Origin of the sequence: Streptomyces echinatus (genome assembly GCF_014203595.1) — a bacterium.
In the GTDB taxonomy this organism is placed as follows: domain Bacteria; phylum Actinomycetota; class Actinomycetes; order Streptomycetales; family Streptomycetaceae; genus Streptomyces; species Streptomyces echinatus.
Genome location: NZ_JACHJK010000015.1, coordinates 115,930 through 128,452, shown reverse-complemented (window position 1 = coordinate 128,452; position 12,523 = coordinate 115,930). Strand labels below are relative to the sequence as shown.

Here is a 12,523-nt window from a genome sequence, read left to right as displayed (position 1 = left end):
CTCGGCAGGCCGGCGGCGGTCGGTGCGCAAGTCGGGAGAGCTGCGGGGACCGGACGGCCGGGTGCGGCCCGGGCGGGAACGGTGACCGTCTCCGTCCGCCGCCGGTCAGCCTGCGCTGAGCGCCCCGTACAGCGCCAGCAGTCCGTCGGCCGTCTCCCGGCCGGCGGGCAGCAGCGGTGCGCGGGGCGGGCCCGCGGGCAGGTCGAGGCGGCTCAGGAGGGCCTTCGCGGTGACGGTGCCGGGCAGCCCCGCGTTCATCATCGCCTCGATGAACGGCACGGCGGCCAGCTGGAGTTCGGCCGCCCGGGCGGTGTCGCCCGCGTCGAACGCGTCCAGGATCGCGGCGATGTGCGCCGGTACGGCGTTGGCAACCGTGCTCACACAGCCCGCCGCGCCGACCGCGTACAGCGCCAGCACCTGTTCGTCGCAGCCCGCGTAGTACGCCAACTCCGTGCGCGCCAGCACCTTCTGGGTGCCGAGGAGATCGTAGGAGCAGTCCTTCACGGCCACGATGCGCGGGTGCCGGGCGAGGCGGATCATGGTGTCCGGCTCGATGCGGGTGCCGGTGCGGCCCGGGATGTCGTAGAGCATCACCGGCAGCGCGCTCGCGTCGGCGACCTCGAGGAAGTGGGCGGCCACCGCCTCCTGCGGCGGCCTGCTGTAGTACGGCGTCACCACCAGGACACCGTCGGCTCCGGCCTGCTCCGCCGCGAGCGCCATCCGCACCGTGTGCCGGGTGTCGGCCGTGCCGACGCCCGCGATCAGGGTGGCCCGGTCGCCGACCGCCTCGCGTACCGCCGCGACCAGCTCGGCCTTCTCCTCGTCGGTGGTGGTGGGCGACTCGCCCGTGGTGCCGCTGAGGACCAGTCCGTCACAGCCCCGCGCGACCAGCCGGGTGGCAAGCCGGCGGGCGCCGGTCAGGTCGAGCTCACCCGTCCCGGTGAAAGGCGTGATCATCGCGCAGAGGGTGCGGCCGAAGGGCGAGGGCTTGCGTGGGCTCGTCATGGGAGTAGTCTCCGCAGCACTTCGGTGAAGCTCTACTTAATTTTCCTAAGAGGTATCGATAAGCATTGCTGATGAGTTCTGGGTGTGGCCCAAGGTCCTATGTCCAACTCGGCCCTTCATGGGTCACTATGGCCGGAGGGTCACCGACGTCAGGTCATGGGAGGCGCCATGAAGCTCGGCAAGGCACTGGCCACCGGCATCGCCGAGGAGCGACCGCTCGTCCACGAAGAGGAACCCCCGCTCCCCGAGGAGACCGCCCGCACCGAACCGGCCGAGCCGGCCCGCGAAGAGGTCCCGGCCGCCCGATGAGGCTGCGGCTCCCGGCGGAACGCCCGACGGAGCCGCCGACCGGATACAAGATCGCCCACCCGGTGCTGTCCCAGGACGGCACCCGGGCCGGGTTCACCGGTGTATCGCTCGGCGGCGCACTGCCCTACGCCGTCCTCGACGACGCCTCCTGCGTCTACGGCCTGCGCCACCGCCCGCCCGTCCGCCGCTGCGACTGCGGCTTCCACTGCGTGCACGACCGGGCGGCGGCCGAGGCCCTGCTGTGCACCACCGAACACCGGTCCGCCGTCCTGCTGGAGGTCTCCGTCCTCGGTGCCTACATCCGCTTCGAGCGCGGCTTCCGCTACGCCCGGCAGCGGGTGCGCAGCGCCACGGCCGGACCCTGCGGCTGCGGCACCGCCGCCGTCGCGCTGGCCGACGCAGGCTGGGGCCGTCCGGGCTGGCGGGTCCTCGCCCCCTGCTGCGGCGGCTGCGCGCGCGGGCGTACGTCCGTCTCGCTCGCGGGGTTCGCGAGGCTGGCCGGGCAGGGCCTCCGGGTGATCGCCGGGAGTGCCGGAGCCGACCGGCCGTTCACGGAGTTGATGTCCGCCGACGAGTTGGGCGTACCCGAACTGGCTGCCGAGGCCGCGCTGTTGCAGGCGCGTCTCGACTGGTTCCAGTCCCAACTCGCCCGCCTCGGTGAGCACGGGGCGGGAGGCGGCGGGCAGGGCTAAGGACCTTCGGCCCGGGTACCCGGAGGTTCCGTACAGAGAGGAGGCGGAACACCGTGACCGTGACCTCGCAGACACGGCCCGCGGCCGACGGGCACCCCTCCACGGGTGAACTCGTCGGCCGGGCCACCGAACAGCTCTCCCGGCTGCTGCGGCAGGAGGTCGCCCTCGCCAAGGAGGAGCTGACCGAGAAGGGACGCCGGGCCGGACGCGGCGGCGGACTGCTCGGCGCCGCGGGCGCCGTGGGCTACGTCGGACTGATCGTCCTGGCCGGAGCGGCCACCGCCGCCCTCGGTCTGGTGCTGCCCGTGTGGGCGGCGGCGCTGATCGTGGCCGCGGTGTTCTTCGCCGTGGCTGCCGTGCTGGCCGCGACCGGACGCGCCCAGCTGCGCCGCGCCGCCCCGCCCACGCCCGAGGAGACGCTCGGCAGCGTCAGGGCGGACGTCGACGTGATCAGGGAAAGGGCACACCGATGAGGCACAGCAATCCGCACGGCTCGGGCGCCAAGGGCCCCGACGAACTGCGACGCCAGATCGAACACACCCGCAGCCAGCTCGGCGACACCGTCGCGCAGCTGGTGGGCCGGGCCGATGTGAAGGGCCGGGCCCGGGCCCGGGCAGCCGACCTGAGGGACAAGGCCGGCGCCATGACCGTCCAGCTGCGCTCCGGCGCCGCCCACGCCGGGCACGGCGTGCAGGACCGGGCGGCCAAGGCCGGGCACCTGATGCAGGACCGCGCGGCCAAGGCCGGGCACCTGATGCAGGACCGTGCCGTACGGGCCGGCCACGACGCTCAGGAACGGATGACGAAGGCCGGCCACCTGGTGCAGGAGCGGGCCGGGCACGGCGGGCACGCGCTGCAGGACCGGGCGCTGCACGCCGGTCACACCGTGCAGCACGACCTGCGGGTGCCGCGACCGGTGCGGACGGCCATGGGTACCGCGATGCGGCATCCCCGGCCGGTGCTGATCGTGGGCGCGGCGGGCGCCGCCGTCCTCGGCGCGGCCGTGATCTGGCGCAGGATCGACCGCAACCGGTGAGTACCGCACGGCGGGACCGGCCGGGCACGATGCCCGGCCGGTCCCGCCGCCGGGTCACGGACGGAACCGCAGCACCTGCGGGTCGTGGTCGCTGATCTGGTCGTTGAACTCCGCGTTGACGTGCACGCTGTCGTACTCGAAGTCGCAGCCGCGCCGGATCGCCGGGCTGATCAGGATCTGGTCCAGGACCTGCTGGTTGCCCTGGTAGTCATAGGTGTAACGCTCGCTCTTCGGCAGCGACTTGATCGCCGACCACAGCGCGCCGTCACCCTCCAGGATCTCCGCGGTGCCGGAGAACTCGAAGTCGTTCATGTCGCCGAGCGCGATGACGTCCGCGTTCTTCTGCACGGCCAGGATGTCCTTGACGAACGCGTTCACTGCGGTCGCCTGGGCGTGCCGCTGGACCTCCGAGCTGCGCACCGGCGGCTGGTACTGCGAGGTCAGCGCCTGGTCGCCGCCCTTGGAGTTGAGGTGGTTGGCGATCACGAAGACGGTCTTGCCGCGGAAGGCGAACTCGCCGGCCAGCGGCTTGCGGCTGTGGGCCCAGGCCGCGTTCGCCGGGTCGATGCGGCCGGGGGAGGCCGTCAGCTGCGCCTTGCCGTGCACCTTGGTGACGCCGACCGCGGTGGTGGAGTCGCCGCCCGCGCGGTCCACGAAGGACACCCGCTCCGGGTTGAACAGGAACACCTGGCGGATGTTGCCGCCGGGCTCGCCGCCGTCCTGGTCGTTGACCGGGTCGATCGAGCGCCAGTCGTACTTCGGGCCGCCGGCCGCGACGATCGCGTCGATCAGCTTGTTCACGGTCGCGCCCGCGCCGACCGTGCCGTCGTCCTTGGCGCCGTTGTCGTCCTGGATCTCCTCCAGCGACACGATGTCCGGGGACTGCAGGTTGTGCACGATCGAGGAGGCGTGCTTGTCGAAGGTCGCGTCCGACGGGTCGAGGTTCTCGACGTTGTACGTCGCCACGGCCAGCTCGCGGTCCGACTGCTTCCGCGTGGTCTCGCGCTGCAGACCGCCGCTCTTCAGCGTGCCCAGCTCGGACGCGACGAGGGTGTAGCCGCCGAACTGGTTGAAGTCCAGCGGGCCGGTGGTGGTGCCCTCCAGGGTGTCGCCCACGTTCGCCTTGGGGAAGCCGGCGGTGGAGCCCAGCGACTGGATCTGGAGCCGGCCGGTGTTCTGGGAGTCGTAGGAGCCGTACACCGTGCCGCCGCGGCGGTTGCGGTGCTCCCACGGCTTCACCGTGACCCACAGCTCGCTGTACGGGTCGGTGGCGGTGACCACACGGGCGTCGGCGACCTGGACGTTCATGCCCTCCAGGGACTCGTAGTAGTCCAGGGCGTACTTCGACGGGTCCAGGGGCAGGCCGTTGACCGAGCCGGCGGCGGCCGTGTCGCCCGCGGGGGCGTACGCGCCCGGCACCGAGTGCCGGTCGACGACCGCCGGCGCCGGAACGGCGTTGCCGGTGGAGACGGTGGTGATCGCCGGCTTGGTGATCTCCGTCACCGACTGGTTGCCGGACGAGGTGCCGCCCGGGACGTACTCGGAGACCGTACCGGTCACCGTCACCGAGTCGCCGACCGCGACCTTCGGCGTGGAGCTGGTGAAGACGAACACGCCCTCGCTGGTGGCCGGGTTGTCGTCCGGGGCCGCGTCCTGGATCCAGAAGCCCTTGGAGGAGCCGTAGGTGCGGGTGGCCGTGACGATGCCGGGCACGTCCGTCACCTTCTGCCCGGCGAACGGGGATATCCGGGTCGTGCCCTGGATGTCGTGGACGCGCACCGAGTCGGCGTGCGCGGGAGAGGCGAGGACGACGGCGGACGCCGCGCTGCAGACGGCGGCGACGGTGAGCGCGGCGAGGCGCGCGGAAGACCTGCTCGGCAAGGGATTCCCTCCGGGGACGTACGTGAGCGCCGGGACGAGGGTGGAACGGGAGCGTGCGGGGCTCGTAGCCCTCTGTGACACGCATAGAGTCGAGTGAACAGTTGTCCCCCCAACTTCTACGCGCGTCAATCTCCTGCCTGGCCCGGGGAGTTGTCAAGGTTTCGGCCATGTACGGCGGCCTACGGGGAGATGAACCGGGCGGCATGGGTGGAAATCCGTCTAGGCTGAGCGGCTGAGCCCGTTTCACGGTCCGAGGAGAACCAGCCGATGTCAGACAGCTCCCCCCTGCCGCCCGTACGGCTGCACCCCGAAGCGGAGCTGGCGCGCGCCGCGCTGTCCACGCCGTTGCTCTCCCGGGCCGCCCGCCTCGCCCGCTGGGCCGGCCCCGAGACCCGTGTGGACGCCGGCGGCGGGCTGGTCGAGGAGCAGTTGCCGGCCGCCGCCGGTCTGCTCGGACTCACCGGGGACGACGCCGCCGCGTACGCCAGTGAGGCCTGGCGGGTCGCCGTGGACGCCGGCCTGGTGGAGATCGTGGACGAGGACGCCGGCACCGTCCGGGCGGGCGAGGAGCTGGGGCTGCTCACCGGCGGTTCCCCGCACGACGTGCTCACCGTCTGGCTCGCCGCGCTGGAGACCGTCGTCGCCGACGCGTCCGTCCCCGACCTTCAGGAGCTGGCCGGCGCGCTGGACGCGGGCGGCGAGGTCGATTTCTCGTCACTCGACTGGGACCCGGAGGCCGAGGCGGAGTTCCTCGACGGCGTCCTCGGCAACCTCTACCTGCTGACCGTCGGTGAGGACGGCCCCGGAGAGTCCCCCGTCCCGCTGCCGGCCCTCGCCGCCTCCATGATCGTGCCCGACGACATGGGCGAGCCCACCAACGACGTCCTGGAGCAGGTCTCCGACGCGATGATGCGGCTGGACGACCAGTTCCGGCTGCTGGAGCCCATCGGACTCGTGGAGTACCAGCCGGTGGACGAGGCCCTGATGGCCGACGCCGACGAGGAGCCCGCGGCGCCCGTGGACGACACCGACGTCACCCGCTACGGCATCGTCCGGCTCACCCCGCTCGGCGTCTACGGCCTGCGGGCCCGGCTGCTGGAGGCCGGGTTCGAGGCACCGGCCGTCGGCGAGCTGGCCGGCAAGGGCGCGGACGCACTGCTCGACGGCACCGCCCGGTTCGGCCGGTCCGCCGCCCGGGCCGAGACCGAACAGTGGCTCGACAGCCGCGAACCCCTCGCGGCCGCAAGGGAGTTGCTGGCGGCGGCCCGGGGAGCGGACGCGGGCGCCCCGCTGCGCAGGCTGCGCTGCCAGCAGGCGCTGTCGCTGCTCGGCACCGAGGCCGAACCCGCGCTGCGGGAGGTGCTGGACGACCCCGAGCTGGGCGGCCTCGCCCGCGTGTGGCTGAGCGAGCGGGGGGCCGCGGGCGTACCGGCGCCCTCCCAGGACATGGTGTTCTGGCTGACCGTCGACACCCTGGCCGCGCAGCTCCAGGCCGAGGGCAACTCCGACGAGCTGCAGGCCCTGGTGGAGGGGCTGGCGGCTCAGCACAGCGGGTTCTTCGCGGCGGCCTGGCGGGTGGGGCACCCCGCCACCGCGGAGGTCCTGGACGCGATGGGCCGGCTGCACCCGGACAAGAAGGTGGCCAAGGAAGCGCGGAAGGCGGCGTTCAAGGCGCGGTCCCAGCACGGCGGATGACCGTCGTGTCGCACAAATGACCGGTGCTTTTGCGGGCCATGGTCCGCCGCATACGGATTCATGGAACCGGCGCCCTGGTGGTAGCGCGGCGTTCAACTCCCGTTCACGAGTGGGCGGGAGCGTGTGCGCCGAGCCGAGGCCCCCCACCCTCCACGGCACTACCACCGTCGTCACAGGAGACACCATGTCGCTCACCCGTAGGGACTTCGCCAGAAAATCCGCGATCACCGGTGCCGGGGTCGCCCTGGCGGGCAGCGTCGGCGCCCTCGCCACCGCGCCGAACGCCCTGGCGGCCACGGACACCGAGAGCGCCGAGGCCGAGTCCGCCCACGGGGGCCACCACCACGGCGTCGGCTACGGCCCGCTGGTCTCCGACCCGGACGGGATCCTCGCCCTGCCCGCCGGCTTCGAGTACACGATCATCACGTACAGCGGCAAGACCAAGCTGGAGTCCGGCGAGTTCACCCCGTCCAACCACGACGGCACCGCCACCTTCGACGGCCCCCGCGGCGCCACCCTGCTCGTCAACAACCACGAGCTGGCCGGCGCCCGCGCCAACTGGCCGCACCCGGTGCCACTGACCGAGGGCCTCGTCTACGACCCGGGGGCGGCCGGCGGCTGCACCGTCGTGGAGGTCCGCCGCGGCGGCCAGGTCGCCGAGTGGGTGGGCATCGCCGGCACCGCCACCAACTGCGCGGGCGGCCGGACCCCCTGGGGCACCTGGCTGACCTGCGAGGAGACCGAGGACAAGGCCGGCAGATACGGCTTCACCAAGGACCACGGCTACGTCTTCGAGGTCGACCCGGAGGACCACCGGGCCAACCGCGACCCCAAGCCGATCAAGGCCCTCGGCCGCTACGCCCACGAGGCCGTCGTCGTGGACCCCAAGCGCGGCCACCTCTTCCTGACCGAGGACGCCGCCGGTCCCAACGGACTCTTCTACCGCTGGGTCCCGCCGCACGGCTTCCACCACGGCCGCGGCAAGCTGCGCACCCTCGCCGACGACGCGGGTGTGCTCCAGGCGTTCAAGTGCTTCGACTCCGGCGGCAAGTTCGTGGACGACCTGTCCCGCGCCACGAAGATCGGCACTGTCTACGGCGTCGACTGGGTGGACGTCCCGGACCGTGACGCCAAGACCGTCTCGGTGCGCAAGCAGTTCACCGACGGCCAGGTCACCCGCGCCCGCAAGCTGGAGGGCATGTGGTGGGGCGACGGCGGCGTGTACGTCGTCTCCTCCTTCGCCCGCCAGGAGAGCCCGGTCCAGCACGACGGCCAGGTCTGGTTCTACGATCCGGGGCGCCGCACGCTCACCCTGAAGGTGCTGCTCGGGGTGAACCCCGACCCGGCCGAGGACGGCGCCTTCGACGGCCCCGACAACATCACCGTCTCCCCCTACGGCGGCCTCGTCATCGCCGAGGACGGCGAGGGCGTCCAGCACCTGTTCGGCGCCACCGAGAGCGGCCGGACCTACCCGATCGCCCGCAACGAGCTGAACATCGGCACCGAGGAGGAGCCGGAGTACAGCGAGTTCACCGGCGTCACCTTCTCGCCCGACGGCAAGACCCTCTTCGCCAACATCCAGACCCCCGGCATCATGCTCGCCATCACCGGTCCCTGGAAGCGGCACAAGCGGTAAGCAAATTCGTTGGCCCGGCCCGCGGCCGTCCTCCTAGAGTGGTGCACGTCCAGGTGCGACAGGCAGGACCTACTTCCACTCATCATGGGGAGGCCGCGGGTTCGAATCCCGCCACCGGCTCCGACAGGCCGGTGTAGCTCAGGGGCAGAGCACCGTACGTCGGTTCCGCCGATCCTGATCTCTGGACACCAAGAACTTCGCACCTCCCGGTGCGCAGGCTGCGGTTACTTCTTTTGCAAAGAATCCACGACCGCCGCCGACCTGATCTCGGGAGGCGCAGCACATGGTGGGTGTCCGGTGCGCAGGCAGCGGTTACTTCCTTGGACGGCAGAGCGCGGGTTCGAATCCCGTCGGCGTCTTCGGGACGCCGTAGCTCAGCGGGTAGAGCAGCCGTATGTGAACCGCCGCCGACTCTCGACCTCGGGCACCCTCCATTTGCTGCGCCTCCCTCCGAAACGCTCACGAATTCGGGGGAATTCACCATGGCGCGATTCAACACGCGTACCGCCAAGGCGCAGCCGAAGTCGGCGGTGGCATCGACCGGCCGCGTCCTGCGGACCCACGAGGGCGGCCGGGGCCAGGAGCGCGACCCGCGCTCGGAGCTGTTCCTGCTCGCCGTCGCCGACTTCGTCTCGCAGGACACCTTCTACGAGAAGGCCGAGGACCGTGACGACCGGTTCGCCCGGCTCGTCCGTGACCTCGCCGTCGCGGACCCGCAGTGGACGGCCGGACTGCTGGGCTGGCTGCGCGGCGAGGGCAACATGCGCACGGCCTCCCTCGTGGGCGCCGCCGAGTACGTGCACGCACGGCTGGCGGCCGGGGCGACCGACGGCCCGTCGAACCGGCAGGTCGTGGCCTCCGTGCTGCAGCGCCCGGACGAGCCCGGCGAGCTGCTCGCGTACTGGACGTCGGCGTACGGCCGCGCCGTGCCCAAGCCCGTCAAGCGCGGTGTCGCCGACGCCGTACGACGGCTCTACCACGCCCGGTCGCTGCTCAAGTACGACACCGCGTCCAAGGGCTACCGCTTCGGCGACATCCTCAACCTGGTGCACGCCTCCCCGGACCCGGACAAGCCGTGGCAGGGCGACCTCTTCCGGTACGCGCTCGACCGGCGCCACCACCCGGACACCGCCGTGCCGCCCGCGTCGCTCCCGGCGCTCTCCCTGCACCGCGAGCTGATGGCGCTGCCCGTCGAGGCACGGCGGGCAGTCGTCACCTCGGCCGACGGTGCCGAGCGGCTGGCGGCGGCGGGCGTCACCTGGGAGGCGCTGGCCGGCTGGCTCCAGGGCCCGCTGGACAAGGCGGCCTGGGAGGCGGTGATTCCGTCCATGGGCCCGATGGCGCTGGTCCGCAACCTGCGGAACTTCGACGAGGCCGGCGTCTCGGACGAGGTCGCCGCCCAGGTCGCGGCGAGGATCAGCGACCCGGAGCAGGTGCGCCGCTCGCGGCAGTTCCCGTTCCGCTACCTGGCCGCCTACCAGCACGCGCCCTCGCTGCGCTGGTCCTACCCGCTGGAGCAGGCGCTCGGCCACTCGCTGGCCAACGTGCCCGCGCTGCCGGGCCGGACGCTGATCCTGGTCGACCGCTCGGGCTCGATGTTCTGGTCGAAGGTGTCGGCGCGTTCCCAGCTCAGCCGGGCGGACGCGGCGGCGGTCTTCGGTACGGCGCTCGCGCTGCGGGCGGCGGACGCCGACCTGGTCCAGTTCGGCTCGACCAGTGACACGGTCCGGTTCCGCACGGGCGAGTCGGTGCTGAAGGTCCTGGAGCGCTTCGGCGACCTGGGGGGCACCGACACCACCGAGGCGGTGCGCCGGCACTACAGGCGGCACGACCGGGTGCTGATCGTCACCGACGAGCAGTACTCCCCGCACCGGCACGGCGGCCCCACGGCCCAGGTCCCGGACCACGTCCCGGTGTACACCTGGAACCTGGAGGGCTACCGGGCGGGCCACGGTCCGTCGGGCACGGGGAACCGGCACACCTTCGGCGGGCTCACCGACGCCGCGTTCCGCATGGTCGCGCTGCTGGAGAGCGGCCGGGACGGCCGCTGGCCCTGGCTCGCCTGACCGTCCGCGGGCCGTGCGTCCGTCCGCAGAGCACCACGGCGATAAGCGGGGAATGTCTCCGTTTAGTGTTCGATAGGATACGGAGAGGGTCCCCGGTTTGCAAGGAGTGGGTGGATGACGCAGGGCAGGCCCATGCGCGCGGACGCTCGGCGGAATTACGAGCGGTTGCTGGAGGTGGCGGCGCAGGCCTTCGCGGAGCATGGGGAGAAGGCGTCGCTCGACGACATCGCCAAGCGGGCGGGCGTCGGCTCGGGCACGCTCTACCGGCACTTCCCGACCCGGCAGGCACTGCTGGAGGCGGCGTACCTGGACCGCATCGAAGCGCTGGGGGTGCGCGCCGAGGAGCTGGCGAAGGAGCTGCCGCCGGGCGAGGCGCTCGGGGAGTGGCTGTACGAACTGGCCGTCGGCACCCTTCAGGTGCGGGGGATGAAGGCGCTGCTCAGCTCGGCGGTGACGGAGAGCAGCGCGGCGGCGCTGACGGTGTGCGGGAACGTGGTGAAGGGCGCGGTGGCCCGGCTGGTCGGGGCCGCGCAGGCGGCGGGGGCGCTGCGGGGGGACGTGGAGCCGATCGAGGTGCTGCGGCTGGCGCACGGCGTCGCCTCGGCCGTGGAGCTGGCGGGAACGGGGGAGCGCGAGATCCGCCGCTACCTGGGCCTGCTGCACGAGGGTCTGCGGTCCGGCTGAGGCTGGTCTGCCGTCACGCGGTGGGCCTCACCCGCCCCGACAGGCTGAGCGAGCGCCCAAATGGGGCGCGGGGAACTGCCGCCCGGCCACGACGGCGCCGCAGCTGGGTGACGGCCGTCCCCAGTGGCGGACGCCCACGACGAAGCCGACGGCACAGCAGCGCCCGCCAAGGGGCGCGGGGAACTGCGCGCCCGGCCACGACGGCGCCGCAGCCGGGTGACGGCCGTCAGCGCGACGGCGCGTCCCCGGCCCGACTCCGGTGCCGGCCGACTCCGGTGCCGGCCGACTCCGGTGCCGGCCGACTCCGGTGCCGGCCCGACTCCGGTTCATGTCGGTCCTACAGCGCCCTCGCCCCCGGCTCCACCATGTTCCGTACCGTCCGCGCCTTCACGAACTCGCCCACCGCCGTCATGTCCCACTCGCCGGAGAACTGGCGGACGAGCTTGGCCATCATGACGCCCGTCTGGGGCTGCGCGCCGGTGAGGTCGAAGCGGACCAGTTCCTCGTCCGTGGCCGCGTCGACCAGGCGGCAGTACGCCTTGGCGACCTCCGTGAACTTCTGGCCGGAGAAGGAGTTGACCGTGAAGACCAGCCCGGTGACGTCCTGGGGGAGGCGGCCGAGGTCGACCACGATCACCTCGTCGTCGCCGCCGCCCTCGCCGGTCAGGTTGTCGCCGGAGTGCTTGACCGCGCCGTTCAGGATCGTCAGCTTGCCGAAGTAGCAGCTGTCGATGTGGTTGCGCTGCGGTCCGTAGGCGATGACCGAGGCGTCCAGGTCGATGTCCTTGCCGCGGAAGGCCGGCTCCCAGCCGAGGCCCATCCGCACCTGGGACAGCAGCGGCCGGCCGCCCTTGACCAGGGACACCGTCTGGTTCTTCTGCAGGCTGACCCGGCCCTTGTCCAGGTTGATCTTCCCGGCCCCCGGCGCCGGCGCGGCCGGCTGCGGCGGCGCGCTCGGCCGCGGCGGGGCGGCGGCCGGCTGCGGCGGGGCCGCGGGGGCGGCCGGGGCGGCGGCCGGCTCCTCCACCGTCACACCGAAGTCGGTCGCGATGCCCGCGAGCCCGTTGGCGTACCCCTGGCCGACGGCCCGCGCCTTCCACTGGCCGCCCCTGCGGTAGATCTCCACGACCACCAGCGCGGTCTCGGTGCCGAGCTGCGGCGGGGTGAACGACCCCAGCACGGCACCGCCGTCCGCGTCCCGGATCGTGGCGGTCGGCTCGATGCCCTGGAAGGTCTGCCCTGCGGCGTCCGGGCTGGCCGTGACGACGATCTTCTCGATGTCCGGCGGCACGGCGGCGGTGTCGACCGTGACCGCGTCGGGGGCGGTGCCGCCGCCGGAGCGGTACGTCACACCCGGGCCCGTGGGCTGGTTGTAGAAGATGAAGTCGTCGTCGGAACGCACCTTGCCGTCGCCGGTGAGCAGCAGGCCCGACACGTCGAGCCGCACCGGGGCGGAGACGTCCACCGTCACGCGCGCGGCCGAGAGAGGGATGTTCGAGCCAGGGGTCATAGCTGTCAT

At 72.6% G+C, this 12,523-nt stretch carries 11 protein-coding genes; 8 read left to right on the top strand and 3 right to left on the bottom strand.

Annotated elements, in window-relative coordinates:
• Nucleotides 1-105: 105 nt before the first annotated feature.
• Nucleotides 106-1,005 (bottom strand): 4-hydroxy-tetrahydrodipicolinate synthase, encoded by a 900-nt coding sequence (gene dapA / locus FHS34_RS33295; protein ID WP_184972446.1) that lies wholly within the window; start codon nt 1,003-1,005, stop codon nt 106-108.
• Between the two features lie 168 nt (nt 1,006-1,173).
• Between dapA and FHS34_RS33290 the strand changes: the two genes are divergently transcribed.
• The 4 genes from FHS34_RS33290 to FHS34_RS33275 are packed head-to-tail and all read left to right on the top strand — an operon-like array spanning nt 1,174 to nt 3,042.
• A complete protein-coding gene (locus FHS34_RS33290) occupies nt 1,174-1,314 on the top strand; it encodes a hypothetical protein (protein ID WP_184972444.1) in 141 nt (46 codons plus the stop codon).
• Nucleotides 1,311-2,006, top strand: coding sequence for a hypothetical protein (locus FHS34_RS33285; protein ID WP_184972442.1), 696 nt, complete (start codon nt 1,311-1,313; stop codon nt 2,004-2,006). Before FHS34_RS33290 ends, FHS34_RS33285 begins: the two co-directional genes overlap by 4 nt.
• A 53-nt stretch (nt 2,007-2,059) precedes the next feature.
• Nucleotides 2,060-2,479 (top strand): phage holin family protein, encoded by a 420-nt coding sequence (locus FHS34_RS33280; protein ID WP_184972440.1) that lies wholly within the window; start codon nt 2,060-2,062, stop codon nt 2,477-2,479.
• Nucleotides 2,476-3,042, top strand: coding sequence for a DUF3618 domain-containing protein (locus tag FHS34_RS33275; protein WP_184972438.1), 567 nt, complete (start codon nt 2,476-2,478; stop codon nt 3,040-3,042). Before FHS34_RS33280 ends, FHS34_RS33275 begins: the two co-directional genes overlap by 4 nt.
• Before the next feature lie 54 nt (nt 3,043-3,096).
• Here FHS34_RS33275 and FHS34_RS33270 read toward each other — a convergent pair whose 3' ends face one another.
• A complete protein-coding gene (locus tag FHS34_RS33270; RefSeq protein ID WP_184972436.1) occupies nt 3,097-4,923 on the bottom strand; it encodes a DUF8508 domain-containing protein in 1,827 nt (608 codons plus the stop codon).
• Nucleotides 4,924-5,190: 267 nt separating this feature from the next.
• Between FHS34_RS33270 and FHS34_RS33265 the strand changes: the two genes are divergently transcribed.
• The 4 genes from FHS34_RS33265 (at nt 5,191) to FHS34_RS33250 (ending at nt 11,004) form a co-directional block, all read left to right on the top strand.
• Nucleotides 5,191-6,618, top strand: a complete 1,428-nt coding sequence (locus FHS34_RS33265) for a hypothetical protein (RefSeq protein WP_184972434.1) — start codon at nt 5,191-5,193, stop codon at nt 6,616-6,618.
• 184 nt (nt 6,619-6,802) lie between these two features.
• A complete protein-coding gene (locus tag FHS34_RS33260; protein ID WP_184972432.1) occupies nt 6,803-8,254 on the top strand; it encodes an alkaline phosphatase PhoX in 1,452 nt (483 codons plus the stop codon).
• Nucleotides 8,255-8,736: 482 nt separating this feature from the next.
• Nucleotides 8,737-10,320 carry a TROVE domain-containing protein gene (locus FHS34_RS33255; RefSeq protein WP_184972430.1) on the top strand — a complete coding sequence of 528 codons (1,584 nt, stop codon included), beginning with the start codon at nt 8,737-8,739 and terminating at the stop codon, nt 10,318-10,320.
• A 114-nt stretch (nt 10,321-10,434) separates the two neighbouring features.
• A complete protein-coding gene (locus tag FHS34_RS33250; RefSeq protein WP_184972428.1) occupies nt 10,435-11,004 on the top strand; it encodes a TetR/AcrR family transcriptional regulator in 570 nt (189 codons plus the stop codon).
• A 337-nt stretch (nt 11,005-11,341) separates the two neighbouring features.
• On the opposite strand, the gene FHS34_RS33245 is transcribed toward FHS34_RS33250, so the two are convergent.
• Entirely contained in the window at nt 11,342-12,514 is a 1,173-nt protein-coding gene (locus FHS34_RS33245) for a TerD family protein (protein WP_184972426.1), read from the bottom strand.
• Between the last annotated feature and the right edge of the window lie 9 nt (nt 12,515-12,523).